Origin of the sequence: Xanthomonas sp. NCPPB 3582 (assembly GCF_041475735.2) — a bacterium.
GTDB classification, from domain to species: domain Bacteria; phylum Pseudomonadota; class Gammaproteobacteria; order Xanthomonadales; family Xanthomonadaceae; genus Xanthomonas; species Xanthomonas codiaei.
On sequence record NZ_CM192968.1, the window covers coordinates 2,903,763 to 2,927,217 of the forward strand.

5 protein-coding genes and 5 pseudogenes are annotated in these 23,455 nt (G+C 61.8%); 3 read left to right on the forward strand and 7 right to left on the reverse strand.

Annotated features, from left to right (window positions below; genetic code table 11):
• Positions 1-251: 251 nt before the first annotated feature.
• Together ACCQ05_RS12260 and ACCQ05_RS12265 are read left to right on the forward strand one after the other, a co-directional pair.
• A pseudogene (locus ACCQ05_RS12260) lies at positions 252-854 on the forward strand (IS3 family transposase); the annotation flags it as partial.
• A 42-nt stretch (positions 855-896) separates the two neighbouring features.
• Complete coding sequence (locus ACCQ05_RS12265) at positions 897-1,703, forward strand: IS5 family transposase (RefSeq protein WP_372390513.1); 807 nt, start codon at positions 897-899, stop codon at positions 1,701-1,703.
• 6 nt (positions 1,704-1,709) lie between these two features.
• Here ACCQ05_RS12265 and ACCQ05_RS12270 read toward each other — a convergent pair.
• The 3 genes and pseudogenes from ACCQ05_RS12270 to ACCQ05_RS12280 all read right to left on the reverse strand — a co-directional run bounded on the left by ACCQ05_RS12270 (position 1,710) and on the right by ACCQ05_RS12280 (position 3,495).
• Positions 1,710-2,469 (reverse strand): annotated as a pseudogene (locus tag ACCQ05_RS12270) (IS5 family transposase).
• Between the two features lie 108 nt (positions 2,470-2,577).
• Positions 2,578-3,039: a hypothetical protein gene (locus ACCQ05_RS12275; RefSeq protein WP_372390516.1), complete on the reverse strand. Its 462-nt coding sequence runs from the start codon at positions 3,037-3,039 to the stop codon at positions 2,578-2,580.
• Positions 3,032-3,495: pseudogene (locus ACCQ05_RS12280) on the reverse strand (cytidine deaminase-like fold-containing protein). Before ACCQ05_RS12280 ends, ACCQ05_RS12275 begins: the two are co-directional and overlap by 8 nt.
• A gap of 173 nt (positions 3,496-3,668) precedes the next feature.
• On the opposite strand from ACCQ05_RS12280, the gene ACCQ05_RS12285 reads away from it, so the two are divergent.
• A protein-coding gene (locus tag ACCQ05_RS12285) for an IS5 family transposase (RefSeq protein WP_372390521.1) occupies positions 3,669-4,474 on the forward strand; the annotation gives its coding sequence in 2 pieces (ribosomal slippage) (positions 3,669-3,999 and positions 3,999-4,474; 807 coding nt in all).
• Here ACCQ05_RS12285 and ACCQ05_RS12290 read toward each other — a convergent pair.
• The 4 genes and pseudogenes from ACCQ05_RS12290 to ACCQ05_RS12305 all read right to left on the reverse strand — a co-directional run.
• A pseudogene (locus ACCQ05_RS12290) lies at positions 4,448-8,377 on the reverse strand (hemagglutinin repeat-containing protein); the annotation flags it as partial. The gene ACCQ05_RS12285 and the pseudogene ACCQ05_RS12290 overlap by 27 nt on opposite strands.
• A 164-nt stretch (positions 8,378-8,541) precedes the next feature.
• Positions 8,542-8,907 carry a hypothetical protein gene (locus ACCQ05_RS12295; protein WP_372390524.1) on the reverse strand — a complete coding sequence of 122 codons (366 nt, stop codon included), beginning with the start codon at positions 8,905-8,907 and terminating at the stop codon, positions 8,542-8,544.
• On the reverse strand, positions 8,907-10,517 hold the full coding sequence (locus ACCQ05_RS12300; protein ID WP_506191552.1) for a DUF8616 domain-containing protein: 1,611 nt from the start codon (positions 10,515-10,517) through the stop codon (positions 8,907-8,909). Before ACCQ05_RS12300 ends, ACCQ05_RS12295 begins: the two co-directional genes overlap by 1 nt.
• A 531-nt stretch (positions 10,518-11,048) precedes the next feature.
• Positions 11,049-23,387 (reverse strand): annotated as a pseudogene (locus ACCQ05_RS12305) (hemagglutinin repeat-containing protein); the annotation flags it as partial.
• Positions 23,388-23,455: the final 68 nt, after the last annotated feature.

A 23,455-nucleotide genomic window follows, 5' to 3' on the forward strand; every position in this document is an offset into this window, starting at 1 on the left:
AGTTGCGCTCGGGTTGGAATCGAAGACACGTATTCGCCCACCACCTGAGCACATCGGTTCGATTGGACTGGCAATTCGCTCAATGAAACGAAGCACATGCCATAAAGCGAACTTATGTCGCCTTTATAACTCCATCGACATCGATGCCGATGGCATGATCTTTCTGCATCCAACTTAATTTTATGTACCTGATCGACTGGCCTAATCGGTGATGAAACATCGAGTTCCCGCCGAATCAGACCAGCCCCCCCATGGAGCGGATGTACCGCGAGCAGGAGCTGCAAGTGCAGCGCCGCAAACGCAAGAAGGTGCCAATCGGCGAGCGTCAGCCGCTGCTGCGACCAGAGCAGGCCAACCAGGTGTGGTCGATGGACTTCGTGTTCGACCGCACCGCCGAGGGCCGGGCGATCAAGTGCCTGGTGATCGTGGACGATGCGACACACGAAGCGCTCGCCATCGAGATGGAACGCGCGATCTCCGGCCACGGTGTGGTGCGGGTGCTGGAGCGACTGACATACAGTCGCGGCCTGCCGCAGGTGATCCGCACCGACAACGGCAAAGAGTTTTGCGGCCAGGCCATGGTGGCCTGGGCGCATGGTCGTGGCGTGCAGCTTCGGCTCATCCAGCCCGGCAAGCCGAACCAGAGCGCCTATGTGGAATCGCTCAACGGCCGGCTACGCGATGAATGCCTCAACGAGCACTGGTTCCCCACACTGCTGCATGCACGTACCGACATCGAGCGCTGGCGACGCGAATACAACGAGGAGCGCCCCAAAAGAGCAATTGGCGGCATGACGCCCTCAGCGTATGCCCACCGGCTGGCCAACACCGATATCATCAACCCCGGACTCTAGAGCGTGTTATGAACTTGAGGCTCTCGCGGCTATCGTAAGCGGATGAAGCCGCCACGCCCTTATCCGACCGACGTTTCCGATGAAGAATGGGCCTTCGCTGCACCCTACTTGACGCTGATGGATCCACAGGCACCGCAGCGCAAGTATGACCTGCGCTTGATGTTCAACGCGTTGCGCTGGATGGCGCGTGCTGGAGCGCCCTGGCGCTTGATTCCCCACGAGTTTCCGCCGTGGGAGGCGGTCTACCAGCAAACCCAACGGTGGTTGCAGGCCGGCTGCTTTGAGGCCATGGTCAACGACTTGCGTTCGATCTTGCGAGTGGCGCAAGGCAAGCAGGGGCAGCCCAGTGCTGTGATCCTGGATGGCCGAACGGTGCAGTCCACATGCGAAAGCGGACCACGTGCCGGCTACGACGGCTACAAGCGCAAGAAGGGCAGCAAGGTGCACATGGCGGTGGACACGCTCGGCCACTTGCTGGCAGTGCAGGTCACCCCAGCCAACGAGCAGGAACGCGCCCAGGTGCGATCGCTGGCGCAGGAAGTTCAGTATGTCACCGGCGAGACGGTGAAACTGGCGTTCGTCGATCAAGGCTACACCGGCGAAGGGCCGGCCGAAGCTGCGCAGGAGGAAGGCATCGAGCTGCACGTCGTAAAACTGCCGGAGGCCAAGAAAGGCTTTGTATTGCTACCTCGCCGCTGGGTCGTAGAGCGCAGTTTCGGTTGGGTCAATCGGTTCCGACGCCTGGGCCGTGATTACGAACGCCTACCGGAAACCCTGGCCCGACTCCACTTCGTCGTCTTCTCCATCCTCATGCTTGGAAATGCCGCGTCTCTATTTCAAAGTTCATAACACGCTCTAGACCCGCCTGCTACTCAGGATGAGGGGACGTCGGAGCCACGCCAGATGGATATCAATTCGACGTTCGAATCGGATGCGCAGCTAGCCCATGCCTGCGAACCACGCGTGCGTGCGTTTCACGACCCAACGATGGCGCCCCAGCCGGTCGTTGCGCTCGATCCCCTTGCGAGCGATGCGTGGCGTGATGCCCCGCTCCTTGAGGTGATGGCGGCAACGGTCGATGTCGTAGCCTTATCAGCGTGCAGTTTGCCTGGCCAACGTCGCGGGCGCCCTGGCTTGCCGGCGATGGGCGGCAAGGCATCGACCAGTTCCTCGAAGACCACCGAGTCGTGCCGGTTGGCTCCGGTCACGCACAACGCCAAGGGAACGCCATTGCGGTCGACGATCAGATGCCACTTGCTGCCGAGTTTGCCGCGATCGGTCGGGTTCGGACCGCTATACGCGCCCCCTGGGGGGACGCCACACTGGCCGCGTCCAGGCTGGCTCGGCTCAGGTCCAGCTTGTCGGCTCGCCGCAGTTCGGCCAGCAGGACCTGATGCAGTCGATGCCAGACGCCAGCGGCCTGCCAATCGCGCAACCGGCGCCAACAGGTCATACCGCTGCCGTAGCCCAATTCCAGGGGCAGTTCTTCCCATGCAATGCCGGTACGCAGGACATAGACGATGCCGTTGAGCGCTTGCTGATCGCTGACGCGAGGCCGCCCTCCTTTGGGCGAGGGCTTGACTGATAGGATCAGCGGTTCGATGCGCTTCCACAGCGCGGCGGGATCTGTTTACGACGGGCCACGCTGCCAATTTTGCCACTTGCGAATCTGCGTTCAACCAGGTTTTGTTAGAGAATCTTACTCAAATCATGAATTTAATCATCAAGTCCTAAATGAAAAATCTACATCCCAAAGAGATTTAAAATTCGAAAGATCATCCAATCCACCCTTATCAAAAAAAACCTTCATCAAGTTTTTTGCCACGTCCAAATCAGACAACCAACCTCTCGGATCCCACTTCTGATCCAAATAGCTTACAAAATCAACTCCACTACAACCTTCGCCCTCCCCCCACCACTTCAAAATTTCACGCTTCGGGTCCCTCGAATCAACCCTTAACAAAATTCTATACATTCCTTTAACTCCCTCCATAACAACAGCTTTAATTTTATCATTTGAATCATCAACTCCATTATAATCATGCATGATAAGAGATGCTCGCCCGCCATCTACAAAGACAGATTTAATTCCCGCAACAATCCTTTCCCATGCGGGATCTTCAGTGCAAACAGCACGCATGCCGGGAACGCCGAAGGAAAGTATAAATTCGTACTTATTATCCACCAGTAGCCCTCTTCAGCTCGACCAGACCGTCACCAATTTTCCGCCTACTCCAAATCCAAGTTTTCCCAGTAGTAGTATCATAGACAGTCAACGAACTTAGCCCGGACCTCTCGGCGGCAGCCGCTAAGTTGGTTGATTGACTACAATAAGAACAAATTTCCTCCCCCTCACCACCATTGACATTTCCTGCCCTTGCGTCAAGCCCGAATCGTAAGCCCGTTGTATAGTAGCAATTTCCGCATGGGCATTGCTCATATTTGAGTTAGGAGCGCCCGGAGGAATTAAATCGGCAATCAACGTGGACTTCGAACTGTCTGCCATTGCTGCGGGACGTGCCATCTGATTCGTATCTATGATTTTCTTACCTGCCACACTCGCCTCAGCGGTGACTTTGACAGTCTCCCGGCCTGGCTCAAGTATCCGTCCAATCAAGGGATCATGAGTCTCTCTCCTCATCAAATCCTTTAAAAGGCTGGCAGCTGCTGCAGCATCTGCTTTTCCATCAGCCTTAAGCGGAATAAGCCTTCTATAAGCTAGTACAAGATCATCTACTGTAAACCCAGGGCTAGCCAATAAGAGCGGCTAACAAAACCCTTGAATTTTGTTGAGTCGGTGGCAACATTGCCTGCATGGCACGTCGCAACGAGATCCCAATTGCGCTGTGGAAGCGCATCGAACCACTGATTCCGCAGGTCAAGCCTTCCCCCAAAGGTGGACGGCCTCGTCTCAGTGATCAGCAGGCCCTCAACGGCATCGTCTATGTGCTACGTACGGGCATTCCGTGGGAAGACCTGCCTTCGGAACTTGGCTATGGCAGCGGCATGACCTGCTGGCGGCGGTTGCGTGATTGGCAAGCCAGCGGGGTGTGGCATCGTCTCCATCAGGTGTTGCTGGCCGAGCTACGTCGCGCCGACAAGCTGGATATGAGCCGAGCAAGTCTGGACGCCGCCAGCGTGGCCTCCCCCCGGGGGGCTCGTATACAGGGCCAAACCCAACCGACCGCGGCAAGCTCGGCAGCAAACGGCATCTGATCGTCGATCGCAACGGCGTGCCGCTGGCTGTGTGCGTCACCGGTGCCAATCGACACGACTCGGTTGTCTTCGAGGAGTTGCTTGATGCATTGCCTGCGATCGGTGGAAAACCAGGGCGCGCGCGACGCTGGCCAAGCAAACTGCATGCCGACAAGGCCTACGACATCGACCGTTGCCGCAATGCCCTCAAGCAGCGCGGCATCATTGCGCGGATTGCACGCAAGGGCATCGAACGCAACGACCGCCTGGGCCAGCATCGCTGGGTTGTCGAGCGCACGCACGCTTGGTTCGCCGGGATGGGCAAGCTGCGCATCCGCTTCGAGCGCAGCATCGATATCCACTTAGCGTTGCTCTCGCTCGCATGCTCCATCATCTGCTTACGCATGCTTCCTTGGTTTTGTTAGCTGCTCTAAATCATCAAATTTCTGCGCCGCAACAGAGCCAAGCGCCCCTCCCCCAGAAATCGCAAGAGAGTGTCCACCGGTCCACTCGGTTGCGATCGCGTCAAGCGCACCAACTACTAGTCGCCCACAGGCAACAAGATTTAATGCGCACGCCCCACCGCCTACCGCCGCGACACCAATCGCAGCCCCCGTAGCTGGAACAGCGAGAGTCAGGCGGCTGTCTCTGCCGATACCCTTTCCTGCATAAGTCAACAGCTCCGGCTGGTACATCAACTGCAACTCGTCCTCTTTCAGGCCTGCGGCACCAAGCGCATCGAAGACGTCCTTGAAATTTTCCGGCGTGCCTGCCAATTTTTTGCCGTAGAGGTGGAAGTTGTCTCGATCACTTGTATCGAAGGCTTTTACACCGTCGTACTCGTTGTTGTTCGTCCTAAGGAATTCGACGGCCGCTGCATTCATCGGCACATCCTTCAGTGCCGACTGAATCGTCGCATCTACGTACGAAGCTGCCTCAACGAGCAGGATCTGCTTGGCACTCTCTTCCGAGATACCTTGCTCGTAGGCGAATACCGCTGCATTGTCCTTGATCCACTTCACTTCGTCCGGATGCAGCTGCCGGTTGAACTGATCGCCGGCCAACGCGGTGTTGGCTCCTGCAACGCCGCCCAGCGCTCCACCGATCGCCGCGCTTCCGAGTTCCATGAGGGCTCGGTAGGTTTCGCTATCACTCGCGATACCCTGATCCCTGAGGTACCCGGCCATCGCCAGCTTCGCCTTCTCGGCACCAGCGGCAGCAAGCGCGCCTCCCGCCACATCGCGGCCGCCCAGCGCGGCCACCGCGGCGCCGGTGAGACCATGAAGCAGTGTCTTGTTTAGGCCCCCGTCGGCCCAGCTGTCCATCTTCGCCTGGGCGTCAGCCATTCCTTGCGGATTGTTCGTGCTGTAGGCAGTCGCGTATTCGCTGAGCGCACGTTGTTGCATGCTGCTGGCGATATCACCCGCTGCACGGAACCCGATCGCTCCAGCCAGCCCCATCAGCTCCTTCTGATCTTCGATCTTCTTCTGATCGAAGATCTCCTTCAGGCCTGACTGCTGCAACTCGGTTGCACTACGATCCAATCCTGCAAGCGCAGATGCGTCGCCATTGCGGATCTGGATCGTACCGGCGGCGATGTCACTCTTGGTCGTGCTGCTCGAACTATCGCTGGTGTTGCCCAACATGCTCAGTCCGGCACCGATGGCGACACTGGCCATGCTGCTGCCCGTGCCGCCGGCAACTGTCACGCCACTGGTCTTGTACTCGGCCTTGTTCTGCAGATCCTCGACCGTCAGGCTGCCGGTGGACAGCCGGTTGAGGCTGGCATCGGCTGCACTCGCGATGGCACCGCCGACCAAGGCTGTGTTGCCGCCCACCGTGATGTCGAAGCCGCCATTGCCAGCCTGGATGCCGCTCTGTTCGGTCACGCTGGTGTAGCTGCTGTTGACCTTCTGCTGGCTGTAGCTGCCGCCGCTGCCCGAGCCGGTCGCCAGCGTCAGGCTGGCCTGTTGTTGCTTGCTCTTGTACTCGTTGGTGTCCTGCTCGCTCTTGATCAGCATGTCACCGCCAACAGTGGCGAGCACCTTGTTACCAATGGCCTGTGCACCCTGGATGGTGGTGTCGTTGCCGCTGACCAAAGTCAAGTTGTCGTTGGCCGTGATCACGCTTTCGGTGCGCAGGTCGCTGTTACCCTTGGCGCTGCCCTTGCCTGCTGACACCGACAGGTAGTAGCCGGTGACTGCACCGACACTGAAGCCGATCTCGCCACCGGCGTTCTTGTTCTCTGACTTGGTGGTATTGGTTTCCTTGTTGCTCAGCAGGTTGAGATTGTTTGCAGCGGCCAGGGCCACGTTTTCACCAGCGATCTTGCTGCCGATGACGTTGAGGTCGCCGCCGGTCGCGGCGATGGTGATATCGCCGTTGCTGAGGATGCGGCTACCGCCGGTGGTTTCCTCATGCGTGGTCGTCTTGCTCGACGAACTGCTGGCGCCGATGCCAAGGCGCAAGCTCACGCCCGCCGCATTGGCCGCTCCTTGTGCGCCATCCGCTGCAGCAGTACCTGCCTTGGTCGTGTTTCCTGCAACCGCTTGGCCGTCGTAGCCCTTCAGGCCATTGTTGACCAGCCCCACGGTGTCGCTGACCGCATAGCCCGCCTTGGCGGCGTAAAGCGCCTTCAAGCGGTCGTCTTCAACTTCCGATCCACGCTTGACAGCGCCGTAGATCGCCTGCGCGGCATCTACAGCCCCACCAGTCAACCCCAAGGTAATGCCTGCACTCTGCTGCTTGGACGTCTGCACCGTGTCCACAGTGTTTTCCGCTGCGGCAATGGTGACCTCTTTGCCCACGATGGTGGTGCTGGTAGCACTCAGCACATCGCTGCCGGTGATGGCCACCTTGTTGCCGGCGGTCATCGTCACCGCGCCGTCGGTGCTGCCGACCAGGCTGCCGGTGTTGGTGACCTCGGTGACGTCCAGACCATCGGTTTTCTTGGTCACGCCCAAGGCGACGCTGAAGCCACCTCCGCCGTAGAGACCAGACTTCTTGACGGTCTTCTCATGCTCTTCGCTGCGGGTGTTCTGCACCGTGTCCAGCGTGAGGTTGTTGCCGGCGGCCAACACCACATCGCCGGTGCTGGCGACCTGTGCGCCTTGCGACAGCAGATCGTTACCCGCCGCGATCTGCACCGTATCGCCACTGAGCGTGGTAGTGACCGCCACATTGTCGTGCCACGCATCATGCGTAGTGGTCGTCTTGCTGCTGAACGTGCCCTTCTTCTTCTTGGTCATGTCCTGCACGGCATCGTGCTGCTCGCTGGCGGCGAGCAGGTTGACGTCGTTGCCGGCGGCCAGAGTGATGCCGCCGTCCTTGGTGGCGGCCGTGGCTGCGGTCAGGGTGATGTCGTTGCCCGCCTGCATGGCGAGGTTGCCGCCGGCGGTGAACTCGGTGCCGTGGACGGTTTCATCGCGGGTGCTGGTGGTTTGCTTGAAGCGCTTGCGCGTCTCCAGGACATCACTGGTATCCACCGTGGTCAGCGTGCTGGCGTTGATGTCGTTGCCGGCGCTGATCCCCAAGCCCTTGCCTGCATCGAGCTTGGCAGCGACCAGATTGACGTCGTTGCCGGCGCTGAGGATCAGGTTGCCGCCGGCAGTGAGCGCCTGTTGGTCGATGGTTTGCGTGGTCGTGGTGGTGCTGACACGGGTCTTGCCGTTGCGGGTCTTGTAGCCATCGGTTTCGGTCTCGTTGAGGACGGACTCGACATTGAGGTTGTTGCCGGCTGCGGCGATCAGATCACCGCCGGCCTTCACCTCGGCCTGGCGGATGGTCAGGTCGTTGCCGGCGGTGAGTTGCAGGCTGTCGCCGGTGCTGATGTTGGTGCGGGTGGCGACCTTGCCGTCCAGACCGGTGGTGGGGGTCAGCGAAAGGTTGTTGCCTGCCTGCAAGGCGGCGCTGCCGCCGGCGTTGATGGTGACGCCATGCAGCTGCAGGTCGTTGCCTGCGGACACGATCAGGTCTTTACCCGTGACGAGTGACACGGCATCGCCGCCGCGCAGCAGGCCGTTATCGTCGCGCAATGCGCTGGGCGTGAGGCTGAGATTGTTGCCCGCGATCAGCGCCGCGCTGCCGCCCGCCTGCACGCGGGTGCCGGTCAGGGTCATATCGTTGCCGGCAAACAGTTGCAATGTATTGCTGGCACTGATGCCTGACAGGATGCCGACGCCATTGATGGCCTTGGACGCTTCGCTGACCAGGTTATTGCCCGCTGCCAGCCCAACATCGCGGCCCTGGATCTGGCCCTGGTTGAGCAGGTCGTTACGTGCTTCCAGCGACACGCTGTCGGTGCCGCTGATGCAGCCCTGGTCTAACAATGCCTAGATCAGATTTACGGATAGGCGACAGGAAGAAACTTGCAAGGCGTCCCCTGCCCCTCAGCATACCCAAATAAAAATACATTATTTCATCAAACGTCACTTAAATCACCATTAATCCATTCAATCTCCTTGATAGATTAATTTTCTTTCAAAAGGCATAGTCATATCCACTTGAAATTAGGATCAACTTGAAAATCCAGCCCAGCTACCTGCAACTTCTTTATAACATCATAAACTTTCTTAGCCTTCCCGGTAAAAATAACAAATGAACTCTGCTTGAGAAATTTTCTAGCCTCAATGAAATTAACACCAACTATAGATGCAACCATTCGCACATGCTCAGAGTTACTAAAATCACCACTGCACCTAATGCTGTATTCGCTATTATCAGAACTCATCTCAGGAGTAACTGTAGTCACAATCGACCACCCACAATTATTGCAAATAAGACCCTGAGTTCTGCCATCCATGTAAATATCTAAACGCCCCCCACAAACCTCACATTTCTCAGAAATATGGCCATTCATTATTGCACCTTTGGTTTAAATATCTTGAACTCACCTTGCCGTGACAAATCAGGCTGATTAAACAGCAGAGAATTTCTATCCAGGGAGCGCCGAGGAGCAACTACCATTTTACCATCGCCATAAGCCCAGACAAGATCAGTAGGCGCTTTAACCGGAACACCCATTTTGTTAGCCAGATTTTGCGCAAAGCCTAGATCACAAGATCCGGTTTCGCAAGAGAGCAAGCGAATAGGTTGACCGCCATAGCTTGGATCGCTTTTTATAAGCTTGGCCAATACCCTCTGGTCGGCTGCTACTGGACCATTTGGCGTAAAAACTTCGACCTCATTCTTATTTCCGTGAGCGATAATGTCAAAAAAACCATCAGAATCAACATCTCTCCGCTTGGAAGCATTCAAGAAAAATTGATCAGATTTCCCCATAAAATTCAGCGAACCAGGAACTACATCGACTGGCTTACTCGAATTTAGGTAGGCAACAATGTCGTCAGCCTTAAACGCGTCGCCCACGTTTGTGGCTGCCTTTGCAGCGACACCACCCTTCCCCACATAGAGTTCTGGGGCAACGATTGAGAATACGTCAACACTGACCTTGCCACCGATTGCACCCGCCTTGGCTATGTCATAGATATCCCAGGAGCCGTGCGTGTTCGTGTAGGCAGCAAATGCGAGATCACTTGCATAGCCGATAACACTGGCTTTTATTGCATTCAACGTATTCTTTGTGTCGCTATAGCTTTTGTTGGCAGTTGCCGCGTAGCCGTTCCCCCATAAATAGCCTAACTGATCAACCGTCTTACCCACTTGGCCAGCAGGACTGGTTCCAACGGAAAGCTCTACAACGCCGGTGATCATTTCGCTGACACGCTCCCTTGCCCCGACCGCACCTGCTCCGAGTCCTAGCGCTGCACGTAAAGCGGAATCAGCGGTTGCAACCGACAGTGGGATGCTGCCGTTCCACGCCGCCGAAGCCAGTGCCTGATTACTACAACCACCCGCCATGGCGCACGCAAGTTTGTGGCCGAGGTCCGCAGTCGTCACATGGGTGACGAAGTCCTTGGTCAGCGTTCCGTCCTTGTCGGAGTTAAACAGGCCAGCCAACTCAGGCACGTGGCCCGCAAGCCAAGTGGTGTATTCACCAGCGTGATCGAGCTGATCTTGCATGGCTGCAGCAGCCAGCTGTTTTTGCTCCGCACATCCGCCGCTGGCTGGATCGCTACACGCACCGCGTAATGCAAGATTGCGTTGTTCCGACAGCGCTTTCAGTTGCTCGGCGCGCTCACATTGGGTGCCAGACTTGGAACAAGCGATCAGCGCCGTGGCATATTCCATCCGCTCCTGATGGCCGAGGTAATTGTTGGACACCTCATTCAAGGCTGCGGCACCACCTGCAGCGCCACCAGCCACAGCGCCTAGCGCGGCTGTTGACAGCCCTGTCAACGTGGCAGCCACCGCTTTATTGATTCCTGCTTGCTCCAGCGCTTCTGCCAGGTACGGCGCCGCAACGGTGCCTGATGCCGCGCCGAGAGCTCCTTCCGTGCCACCGGTGAGCCCGCCTACAACCGCATGTGATAGCACACGCAACGTGCCACCATTACCCCAATCCTTCATCAACTGATCAGCTTCGGCCCGCTTGCTCTCGTCACCGGTTGCCTCGGCTTCGGCATAGAGCTCGGCTGCTTTATCAACTTTTCCCTGTGCATAATCGCCAACAAACTTGGTTGCTTGCTGTCCTGAGGTCGCAGTGATCTGCGCTTGCGCAGCAACCTGATCACGCAGTGCCTGACCATCCCATTGCTTCGTCAAGCCACCCGCATCATCGCCACTGATCGCATCGCGCTTCAGCCCCGCCAAAGCATCTGCGGCGGTCTTGCCAGTCTTGGCGAGTTGCCCAGCCTCATCGGTGATGACCAAGCTGCCACCACTAATTCCGCTAGTGGCGGTCGATGTCGCGTCGCCGCTCTTGCTCCCGATGCCAGCCGCTGTACCGCTGCTTCCAGTCTGGAAGTTCTGCCAAGACCAATTTTCGCCATTGTTAACTGTTGATTGGACCTGACCGGTTTCTCCCTGCTGCTTGTTGTCGCCTATGCCTTTGCTGTATCCGCCCGAGAGGCTGAACCCCTTGGCATCGTAACTGCTGGTATTTTCAATATCGCTATACGTCAGCGTGCCGGTCTGCAGGCGATTGGCTCCGGCATCCACCGCCGCCTGGGTGCTGGCGATCACGCCGCCCTTCAGGTCGGTGTTGCCGCCCACGCGGATGTTGAAGCCGCCATCGCCGGCCTGGATGCCGCTTTGCTCGGTGACGCTGGCGAATTCACCGTTGACCTCGTTGCTGCTATAGCTTCCGCTGGCACTGAACCCTGCGCCAAAGGTCACACTCGCACCAACACTCTTGTCCTTGCTGTCGTACGTGCTGGTGTCCTGCAGGCTCTCGATGCTCAGATTGCCACCGACATCGGCGATCACCTTGTCCGCCGACAGCTGCGCGCCCTTGAGCGTGGTGTCATTGCCACTGATGACCGTGGCCGTGTTGCCCGCAGCCAGATGACTATTGCTGTAGGTCACGTCCTCGCCATTGGCCTTGCCGCGCGATCCAGCTGCACTGATCATCACGCCAAATGCGGCACCATCCGGGCCGTAAGTGATGCCGACACCCAACGACGCGCTGCTGCTCTTACTGGTACTTTTTTGCTCGGCGGTGTTCTTGGCTGCTTCGATGAGTACATCGTGATCGGCTGCCAGCAGCAGATCATTGCCCGCCTTGATGTCACTCCCACGAATCAACAAGTTGCTCTGGTCGCTGCCACCGGTCGCTATCAGGTTGACGTCACCGCCTGCCTGTAGCTTGGAGCCTTGCGCGACACTGGCCGTCTGCGTGCTCTTGCTCTCGCTCTTGCTGCCGCCAATACTGATGGCAATGCTCAGATTAGCCCCTTGGGCTGCACCTGCAGCGCTGCCACTGCTCAACGCGCTGCCCGCTTGGCCCAGCGCCTGCCCTGCCCCATACGCACTGTAGGCCGCCGACCCGAGCGCAAGTGCTTCCATGCGACTGTCGCCCTTGACCGCCTTGCTGGCCTTGTAGCTGTCGTTTGCCGCCTGTGCCAGGCTGATCGCAGCCGAACTCAAAGTAAGCGACAAACCACCTTGGCTGAACTTGCTGCGCTGTTCCGCATCGTTGTCGTTGTAGACCTCCGTGATCGCGATGTCTTTTCCGGTCGCAGTCAGGTCGCCCTGCAGCGCCATGACATCGCTGCCGGCGATCGCCAACTTGTTGCCGGCCACCAGGGTGACATCACCCTCAAGGCTGCCGACCGTCGTTCCGGTATGCGTGATCTGGTCGATGTCGGCGCCAGTGGTGACCTTTTGCTTACCGAGCGTCACCCCAATACCGCCACTTCCGAACAAACCGGACTTGGTGGTGACTTTGTCATGCTCTTCGCTATGCGTGTTCTGAGCAGTTTCCAAGGTCAGGTTGTTGCCTGCTGCAAGCGTGACGTCGCCGGTGCCGACAACCTGCGCACCTTGCGACAGCAAGTCATTACCCGCCGCGATCTGCACCGTATCGCCACTGAGCGTGGTAGTGACCGCCACATTGTCGTGCCACGCATCATGCGTAGTGGTCGTCTTGCTGCTGAACGTGCCCTTCTTCTTCTTGGTCATGTCCTGCACGGCGTCGTGCTGCTCGCTGGCGGCGAGCAGGTTGACGTCGTTGCCGGCGGCCAGGGTGATGCCGCCGTCCTTGGTCGCGGCCGATGCGGCGGTCAAGGTAATGTCGTTGCCCGCCTGCATGGCGAGGTTGCTGCCGGCGGTGAACTCGGTGCCGTGGACGGTTTCGTCGCGGGTATTGGTGGTCTGCTTGAAGCGCTTGCGCGTTTCCAGGACATCGCTGGTGTCCACCGTGGTCAGCGTGCTGGCGTTGATGTCGTTGCCGGCGCTGATGCCTAGGCCCTTGCCTGCTTCGAGCTTGGCAGCGACCAGATTGACGTCATTGCCGGCGCTGAGGATCAGGTTGCCGCCGGCCGTCAGTGCCTGCTGGTCGATGGTTTGCGTGGTCGTGGTGACGCTGACACGGGTCTTGCCGTTGCGGGTCTTGTAGCCATCGTTCTCGGTCTCGTTGAGCACGGACTCGACATTGAGGTTGTTGCCCGCTGCGGCGATCAGATCACCGCCCGCCTTCAGCTCGGCCTGGCGGATGGTCAGGTCGTTGCCGGCGGTGAGTTGCAGGCTGTCGCCGGTGCTGATGTTGGTGCGGGTGGCGACCTTGCCGTCCAGACCGGTGGTGGGGGTCAGCGAAAGGTTGTTGCCTGCCTGCAAGGCGGCGCTGCCGCCGGCGTTGATGGTGACGCCATGCAGCTGCAGGTCGTTGCCTGCGGACACGATCAGGTCTTTACCCGTGACGAGTGACACGGCATCGCCGCCGCGCAGCAGGCCGTTATCGTCGCGCAATGCGCTGGGCGTGAGGCTGAGATTGTTGCCCGCGATCAGCGCCGCGCTGCCGCCCGCCTGCACGCGGGTGCCGGTCAGGGTCATATCGTTGCCGGCAAACAGTTGCAATGTATTGCTGGCACTGATGCCTGACAGGATGCCGACGCCATTGATGGCCTTGGACGCTTCGCTGACCAGGTTATTGCCCGCTGCCAGCCCAACATCGCGGCCCTGGATCTGGCCCTGGTTGAGCAGGTCGTTGCGCGCTTCCAATGCCACGGTGCCGGTGCCGCTGATACGGCCCTGGTTGAGCAGGTTGCCGGCGGTGATGCTGACATCGGCACCGGCGATCACGCCCTGGTTGCTCATGGCGTTGGTGGCGTTGAGCTCGACATTGCCGCCAGCGATCAAGGCGCCATTGCCGCGCAACTGCAGCGAGTTGGAGGCCAGATAGACCACCGGCACCAGTACCTTCTGGCCCTGGTAGTCCTGCTCCACCATCCACACGATGTCCTGCGTGAGCGCAGCGGCCTGCGCGGCGGTGAGGCCCACGCCCATGCTCAGCTGCAGCTGGCCTGCGGCGGCCACGCCGGATTCGAGCAAGGCGCGGTATTGCGCCACGCCATCGGCGTAGTTGCCCAGGTAGCGACGACCAGTGAGCTGGGTGATCTGGTCCAGCACTAGGCGCTGCTCATAGAAGCCGTCGCCCAGGCGGGTCTGGGTCCACTCCGGATCCACGCCCAGCTTGTCCAGCAGGAAGTCGCTGCTGATGAAGTTGTCGTAGTTGACGAAGCGCGGATCGGTCTCGATCAGGTAACGACGGCCCGGACCATTGCTGCGCCAGGCGTTGATGCCACCGAGGCCGGTTGCTGCGCGCCCCATTGCGGTGCGGTCAGTGGCCGTGCCATTGGACAGGCGATACAAGCCGCCGATAGGCAGATCGATCTGCGTCAGCGAGGTCTGGCCGCCGCCCACAATATTGGCGACCGGAATGGTGGCGGGGTCGACACGCGTGCGGGTTTCGTTCGCACCTGCCGTGACACCGGTACCAGCTGCGGTGGGTTGCACATCAGTCTGATCGACGCTGCTGCGCACCAGCCCACTGTCGTTGGACATCACCGGTGCGACCGACATCTTGACGATGCCGCCCGACGTGGCGAGCGTGGCGTCCTGCGTGTTGGCGCCGACTTGAGCGCCTGCGTTACCGGCAGTACCGGTGGCAACACGGATGCTGTCCGCGCCCCCGTTGGCACGCCCGGTCACTGCCTGCTGACCAGCGCTGGCTGCGCTCTGCCTGCCACGACCGCTCAGGCCGCCTTGCGCGCCGACTGCAGCCAGCGACGCACCGCTGATCGCACGCCCGTCGATGCCGACTGCGCCATTGCTGATGTTCGCGCCGTTGATGCTGACGCCTTGGTTGCCGGTCATGCTGGCGCCAAGAGCAGTGTAACTCCTGTCTAAGGTCCCAGACCCCACTTCAATCTGCTGGATGCTATAAGTACACCCCCGATTTTCTATCCCTTGCGCACAATCAGTATTTTCGTCCAGAACGTAGCTTTCTTCGACATCTACATAGTTTGTAACCTGCTTGAGAGCCAGGGATTCGTTAAATATTGCCTCTTGACCCGTATAAACTTGGTCAGAAATTCCACCTACACCTCTAGAGTTGAGAAAAAGATTACTTCCAGCGGCCACTGTAGATGCAAAATTGCGCAGAGTGCCTGATATTGCCAAGTTCCCGCCTGACGCAATCCGACTTTCAGAGCTTGCACTGACCAACCGCTCCTGCTCTCTCACGTCATAGACCCGATAACGACCTAGCGGTATCGAGTATCCAATGTTCTCTCCGCGCGGATTCTCAGGAATTGGCTGCCTAGGCGTCAGCTCTTCGATTGGCAAGGCAGCATTAGCCGCTTCGCGCTCTGCATCAGATAATGGGCCAGTGATAGCATTTACCACGCGACGACGATTGTTCAGCTGATTCGCCGCAATCAAAACATTCCCATCCGCCTCGATACTGCCCGACAGGTTATTCACCACACCCGTACGCGCTACCAGCGTGCCACCACCATCCTGCGCACCACCAATCGCGATATTGCCCAGGCTAAAGATGCGCGCATCGCGGTTGAGCAGCTGATCGCGCACGACAAGGTTCATGTTGCCGGTGGAGCCGAGCAAGGCCGAGCCGTAAGCGGCATTGTCGGTCGCGCCGCCGAGATCAGCGCCGTTGACCAGCGTGCCGGTATTCACCGACACATTGCCACCTACGATGCTGCCAGTGTTGTAGACACTGTTGGCAACCAGCGACAAGGCGCCGTTGCCGGAAATGCTGCCGGCATTGTCGATGACGTTGCCGCCATTGAGGCGGGTATCGTTGGACAGGATGCTGGCGCCGGCACGGTTGGTGATGCTGCTGGCGGTGATGTCCAGCGCACGTGCGGCCTTGAGCGTGGACTCATTGACGAGGTTGCCGCCCACGCGCAGGTTGAAATTGCCGTTGCTGACCAGGTCGGCACCGGCGCGATGGGTGTAGTCGCTGCGCAGGGTCAGGTCGAGCAGATTCTGCGCCAGGATGCTGCCGCCACCATCGAAGCCCACGGTATCGATCACCACATCGCCGGCCCCACCGGTCGTGCTGCCTGCGCCAATCTGTCCACCTGCGTTGCTCAGGCTCTGCAGGTTCAGGCGGACCGCTTGTTCGGCCTTGATCCTGCCGTTGCGGTTGTCCAGCGTCGCGCCTGCGCGCTGCAGCAGCACGTTCGCGCCCGCATAGACGCTGCCGCCCTGATTGTTCAGGCCATTGGTATTGGCGATCAGATCGCCACCGGCCACCAGCTGCCCGCTGTTGTTGGCGATGCTGGCCGCATCGATGACCACGCTGCCGCGCCCGCCCAGATTGCCGCTGCTGTTGGTCAGGGCGCCGCCGGTAGTGATGCGCGTCAGCCCGGCTCCGTTATTGACGACGCTGCCTTGCGTGTTGTCGATCAGCCCGCCGGAGGCGGTCAGGGTGTTGCCGGCATCGAGCTGTCCACCACTGTTCAGTAGCGCACCTGCCACAGCGACGTTGAGATCGCGCCCGGCGCTGAGCTTGGCGTTCTGGTGATTGTCCAGCTGGCCGCGCGCAGTGACGCTGAGGTCGCGCGCCGCTTGCAGGCTACCGCCGGCGCTGGCGATGTTTTCTGCCGTGATCACCGCATCGGTGCTGGCGCCGATGATGCCGTTGCCGTTATCCAGGCCACGGTTGAGTTCCACCCGCAGGCTGCCGCCTGCCCCGCCGCTGGCAACCGCCTGCACGGTACCGCCGGCATTGCTCAGGCTATCGGCACGCAGTGTCAGCGCACCACCACTGGCCTGCAGCAAACCGCTGCGGTTATCGGTGGTGCCGCCGGCCTGGACAGTCAGCCCACGTGCGGCGACCGAGCCGCCAATGTTGTTGAGGCTGGCCGCCGTCAGCGTTGCATCGCCGGCTGCGGCGATGGCGCCGCCCTGGTTGTTCAAGCCACTGCTCGCACCCAGAGTGAGCTGGCCCTGGCTCAGGATGCGTCCATTGGCATTTCCCAACGCGCCGCGACTGGTGACCGAAAGATTGCCGGTGCCGGCATGCTCGATCCGGCCTTGCGCGTTCTCCAGGCTCGCCGCGGTGATGGTCAGATCCTGACCATTGCTGGCCAAGGTGCCAGCGGTGTTGTCGATGGCGCCCCCGATGCTGACCCGGGTGAGGCCAGCGCCGCTCTGCACCAGCCGGCCACCGGCATTGTTCAAACTGCCGCCATCGATGCTGAGCTGGGTGGCCTGCATCTGGCCGCCAACCGTGTTGAGCCGGCCGTTGTCGATCATGCCGCCGGCCTGGACGCTCAATGTGCCACCTGCGAGAAGATCGCCGCCACGATGAGCGAGGCTGCCCGCAGTGGTGAGCGAGGCGTTGCCGGTAGCCCGCGTGCTGGAACCGCTTAGGTCGAGCTGATCGCCTTGCGCCACCAGGTTGCCACCGGCCAGCAGTTTGCCGGACACGCCTAGTTGGCGGTCTGCGACCAGGCTCAGGGTGCTTCCCATCCCCAGATTGCCATCGGCCGCGATGCCTGCGCCCACGGTACCGGCGACATTGATATCGCCGGCACGCAGAGTCAGATTGCCTGCTGACGTGGTCTGCCCTGCATGGTCGATGCGCGCACCTTGCAGACCCACTATCGCGCCACTGACGACACCTTGCTGACGCAGCGCCGCATCGCTTGTCAGCGTGGTCTGTTGACCAGACAGCTGCCCTGCGACAGTGAGATCGCCCTTGGAGTGCAGGTCCAGGCTGCTGCCCGCACTCAGACGACCGCTCTGCGACAAGCTGCCTTCGGCCTGCGCCGAAAACGCCGCTGCCGCGGCCAGGTTGCCGTCCAGCTGCAGGTTGCCGCGGCTGATCAAGGCGACATCGCCGCGCTCGCTGCCTAGTTGGCCGCTGCTGCTCAGCTGTCCGGCCTCCACGCGCAAGCCGTTGCCGCCGATCAGGTCACCGCGATTGTCCACCGCACCCGATGCGGTCAGGCCAAGACGCTGCAAGCCGTACGCCTGCCCACTCTGGCGCAGCGCGCCAACGCCGAGCGTCAGCTGATTGCCTGCGCGGATGGCGCCGGCATTGTCGAGCAAACCGGCAATGGTCAGCGTGGTATCGCCTTGCGCCAGCAGCACGCCGGTGCCGGTGTTGCTTGCACTGGCGGCGGTAACGCTCAGGTTCTGGCCGGCGACGACCTGCGCGGCATTGGCCAGCGTGCCGGCAGCACTCAGCACCACGGCACGATCGGCCTGCGCAACTCCGGCAACGGCCAGGTTGCCGGTACTGCGCAAATTCAAATCGGTGGATGCATCGAGGGCGCCGCGGCTGTCGATCGCCGCGCCATCCAGGCTGATTGCGCCACCGGCCTGAAGCACCGCCGCTTGCGCCGTGCCGATGGTGGCAGCGCGCAGGGTAGCGGCGCCACCACTGGACGCCTGCCCGTTCAATGCGAGCGTGCGCTGCGCCTGCAGGTCCAGCCCGGAGGCGGACTGCAAGGTGCCTGCCGCGACCAGGTCGCGCCCGGCATGCAGCACAACCGACTGCGCCTTGAGCGAACCGCCTTGCTGCAGATCGCCTGCCGCGGTTGCCTGCAAGGTGGTCGCCGCGGCAACCACGCCTTGCAGCGTCATCTCGCCGCGGTTGGTCAGATCGACATCGGCTGTCTGGCTGCCGAGCTGCCCGCTGCTGCGCAGGCTGCCTGCGTCCACGACCAGGCCATCGGCGGCGATCAGGTTGCCGCGATTGTCCAGCAGCCCGGTGACATTGGCGGTCAACGCCTTGCCGGCATTCGCCGAACCGCTTTGATCCAGGCTGGCTGCAGTGATACGCAGGTCGCTGCCGCTTTGCACGTTGCCGGCGTTCTGTAGCGCACCGGTCGTCAGGGTGACGACACCCTCGGCAGCCAGAGCGCCGGACGCGGCGTTGGTGACCGTGCCTGCCTGCACGGAAAGATCGCGGCCTGCAACGACTTGAGCCGCATTGCTCAGGCCACCCGCTGCGTTGAGCACCACATCGCGGTTGGCTTGCGCCACTCCTGCCAAGGCGAGGCCACCGGTACTGGTCGCGCGCAGATCGCTGCCTGCATCGAGCGTGCCGCGGCTGTCGATGGCTGCGCCGTCCAGGGTGATCAGGCCAGCGCTTTTCAGCACGGCGGCCTCACCGGTCGTGATGCTGGCGCCCCGCAGGGCGGCAACACCGCCTGCCTGCGCCTGGCCGTTCAAGGCGAGCACATGCTGCGCCTGCAGATCCAGCGTGGAGGCCGATTGCAACGTGCCGCCGGCAGTGAGGTTGCGCCCTGCCTGCAAGCTGACACTCTGCGCACCGAGCGTGCCCGCCTGCAGCAGGTCGCCAGCTGCGGTGGCCTGCAGCGCAGTGGCGGCAGACACGACGCCGCGCAGGTCGATGGCGTTCTGGCTGGTCAGCGTCAGTGCGCCCGTCACCGAGCCGAGCTGGCCGTTGCTGACGATGTTGCTCGCCCCGATGGTCAGGTCCTTGCCGGACACCAATTGCCCGACATTCTCGAAGGCTCCGCTCGAAGCAATGGAAATCGCCTCTCCGCTGTACAGGCGGCCACGCTGCAACAACGCGCCTGTCGACACTGCAAGCCCGCGCTCGCCATGCAGGGTGCCGCTGTTCTGCAGCGTGCCAGCCACGTCGATACGCAGATCGCGCAATGCCCCCAGGGTTGCGTCGGCGGCATTGTCGACACTGGCCGCGCGCACGCCGAGATCGCGCGCGGCAATCACCTGCGCGGAATTGCGCAATGCACCGTCGGCCGTCAGGGTGACATCGCGCCCGGCCTGGGCCACACCGCCCAGTGCAAGATCGCCTGTGCTGCGCACGCTCAGATCGGCGGCTGCATCGAGTGCACCGCGGCTATCGATGGCGCTGCCGTCCAGGGTGATGTCGGCGCCGCTCTTCACCACGGCCGCGCTGCCAGTGGTGATGGCCGCAGCGGTGAGCACGGCGTTGCCTGTGCTCGATGCCTGCCCGTTCACCGCAAGCGAGCGCTGCGCCTGAAGATCCAGAGTGGAGGCAGACTGGACGGCGCCATTGACGGCAAGGTCGCGGCCGGCCTGCAGTGCAAGCGATTGCGCCGTGAGCGTGCCGGAGTGTTGGAGGTCGCCACCGGCGTTGGCGCGCAATGCAGTGGCAGCAGCCACCACGCCGTTCAACTGCATGTCCGCCTGGCTGGCCAGCGTGACATCGGCACGTTCGCTGCCAAGCTGGCCGCTGCTGCGCAGGCTTGCTGCGTCGACCAGCAACACGTCCCTGGCGACCAGGCTACCGCGGTTATCCAGCGTGCCAGCCACCGCAACCTTCAAGGCCTTGCCCGCGGAGACACTGCCGCTTTGGTCCAGCGCCGCCGAGGTGAGCTGGACATTGCCGCCGGCTTGCACGCGGCCGGCGTTGGCGAGCTGCGCTACCGTGGTCAACGCCACGTCGCTCTCGCCGGCCAGGACACCGGCGGAAGCATTGTCCAGTTGCTGCGCCTGAAGGGTCAGATCGCGTCCAGCCACGACATGCGCGGCGTTGCTTACCGCATTGGCAGCGGTGAGATGCACGTCGCGGCCGCCCTGAGCCACGCCAGCCAGCGCAAGATCGCCCTGACTGCGGATCCGCAGATCGCCGCCCGCGTCCAGCGTGCCACGACTGTCGATGGCGCCCCCCTCCAACGTCAAGGCGCCGCCAGCTTGCAGCACGGCGTCCTGGCTTGTCGTCACGCTGTTCGCGTGGACGGATGTATCGCCCTGTACCTGGCCTTGCGCGGCAAAGGTCAGCGCACGCTGCGCCTGCAGATCCAGCGTCGATGCCTGTAGCGTACCGGCCGCGGAGAGATCCCGCCCCGCCGTCAATGCGACTGACTGCCCCGTCAACGCGCCCGCCTGCTGCAGATCGCCACCAGCACTGGCCTGTAGCGACGTCGCCGCTGCCGTCACGCCCTGCACCCGCATGTCGCCCAGGCTCGCCAGCCGCACGCTGCCCGCTTCGCTGCCGAGTTGACCGTCGCTACGCAGGCTGGCAGCGTCGATCTGCAGCGCGTTTCGGGCGACCACATTGCCGGTGTTGTCGAAGCCGCCGCTAACCGTTGCGGTCAGCGTATTGCCACTGCCAATCCGGCCGCTCTGGAGCAGCGTGCCAGCCGCCAGCTGCACTGCATCAGCGCCGTAAAGGCTGCCAGCGTTATCCAGCACCCCGCTAGTTCTTACAACCGCACCGGCGTTGGAGGAGAGTGCCGCGTCCTGCGCATTGCGCAGCGAGGCCGCATCGACCTGCAGCGCGCCATTCGCCACCACGTTTGCGCGATTTTCCAGCGCGTTGCCCGCCTGCAAGGTGATAGCACCTGCGCTCTGCAAGGTGCCGTTCAACGCCAGATCGGCGGCGCTTGCAACGCGCAGATCGGCACCGGCATCGATCGCCCCCTCGTGCTCGACCGTGCCACCACGCAATTGCAAAGCGCCGGCGCTGCGCAGCTGGCCGCGCTGGCGCAGCGCGCCATCCGCCTGCAGGTCGATCGCACCCGCTGCACTCACCAGCGCAGCGTTGGCGAGCTCGCCCCCGGCGATAACGGCGACATCGCCGCGTGTGGTCTGCAAGGTGCCCGATACCTCGGCATTGCCGCCACTGCGCAGGGCCATGCTCGCAGCATTGACCGCCCCGGAGAGTTGCGCCGTAGTGCCGGCATCCACTGCCAGCGCCCCGCCCGCCACGGTGTTGCCGCTCAGAATGACGCCATTGCCGGCGCGCAGGGTGGTATCGCTACGCTGGCTGCCGATGTCGCCACGGCTTTCCAACTGTGCAGCGTCCACCGTCAATGCGTTTCCAGCCACAACGGTGCCGCTGTTGACGAAGCCTCCGGCGACAGCAACCTGCGCATCGCGCGCAGCGGTCATGCTGCCGGCGGTGGCCACGCTGCCGGCCTGGAGCCGCAGGTCGCGACCGGCGTAAACGCTGCCCGCGTTGTTCAGCGCGGCAGTGCTGCGCAGATCCAGATCGGCTCCCGCAGACAGGGCAGCGCGCTGCGCAACATCGAGCGCGCCGGAACTCAACGCAACCGCATCGGCAGCGACCAGTTGCCCCTGCAACCCCAGCCGGCCACCGGCCTGCACCTGCGCGTCCCGCCCCGCCTGCGCCAGCCCGCCCATCCGCACATCGCCGCTGCCGGTCACTCGCAACGCGGTCGCTGCATCCAGCGTACCAAGCGCGTCGATGGTGTTTGCGTTCAATGCAATCGCACCGCCGCTCTGCAAGGTACCGGACAGCGTGATGCTTGCCGCACGCAGATCCGCACCTGCGCCGCCATATGCAACACCGCCGCTGCGCAACAGGCCATCGGCTCCCAGCTCCAGTGCACCGGTGCTGTGCAGGCTGCCGTCGGCATTCAACTCCGAACCAAACAGGCGAATTGCGCCGGCACTGCTGCGGCCGGCATGCTGCAAGGTCCCGCTGGCCTGTGCTATCAACGCCCCGGCAGCCACCAGATCGCCGGACAGGCGCAGCTGCGCGCCCCGCAGGTTGACATCGCCCTGCTGCGAGCCCAGCACGCCGCGTTGGTCCAGGTCACCGGAGGCACGCACGTTCAATCCATCGCGCGCCACGGTGGTGCCGCTCAGGCTCACCTGGCCGGCACTGTCGATCTGCAGATCGCCGCTCTGTGCCGCCAGGGTGCCGCGGCTGACCACGCCAACACCGGCTTCGGTGGCAATCAGGCGAATCCGCTCGGCGTACATGCCGCCCAGCTGCGCCACGTCGATGCCGATCGACGGTGCTGCGCCATCGGTGCCGGGCAACACCTCCAGCAACATGCCATCGACATTGACACGTCCGGTGCCTGCACTGGCCACCAGTTCCCTGGTCCAGATCGAGCCGTCGACGCCGAGTTGCCGCGAGAGCAGGTCCAGGCGATCCACGTTGAACGCATCCAGGCCATTGCTGCCGATGCTGAGTGCGCCGCCGGTAATGGTGAAACCATTCAAGGCACCATCGCTTCCCAGGTTCGGCGTACCGGTGGCGAGCGTGACGCGCGAGGTGTTGAGAAAGCCGCAGCCATCGCAGGAAATGCCATTGGGGTTGGCGATCACCAACTGCGCCTTGGCACCGGCGATCTCGGTATAGCCCTGCAACCGGCTGCTGGCCGAGGTGACCTCGTTGAGGATCAGCGAGGCCGCGCCGCTGCGCTGCAGGTTGTTGTTGCCCGCGACATAGCCGCCCAGCTCGGTCTTGGAGATCTGCGCGCTGTTGTTGAGGATCAGCCCGTTCGGGCCGACATTGAAATTGCTGTAGCGATTGTGCGAGACGCCGCGCGCATTGGGCGCGACGATGTCCACCACCGGCACCCCATTGGCAGCGACCTGCTGGCCGGGGGTCTGCCCACCGGGATTGGGCGTGGGTGCAACCTGGGCCCAGGCCGGGAACGAGGTCCAGGTGATGGTGACGCACAGCAGCAGCGCCAAGGCGCGCTTGCCCTGCTCGACCACGTAACCACGCACGCTCATCGCTTCGATATCCATCGTTTCTCTCTGGCCGCCTGTGGACGGCATCAATCCGCTAGCGCGCGGCCGGCTGGCTGCGCGATCCA

Bases quoted from the DNA above. Each gene is read 5' to 3' on its own strand.
- ACCQ05_RS12265 (WP_372390513.1), top strand. From the start codon at position 897: ATGAAGCCGCCACGCCCTTATCCGACCGACGTTTCCGATGAAGAATGG.
- ACCQ05_RS12295 (WP_372390524.1), bottom strand. From the start codon at position 8,907: ATGAATGGCCATATTTCTGAGAAATGTGAGGTTTGTGGGGGGCGTTTA.
- ACCQ05_RS12300 (WP_506191552.1), bottom strand. From the start codon at position 10,517: ATGAAGGATTGGGGTAATGGTGGCACGTTGCGTGTGCTATCACATGCG.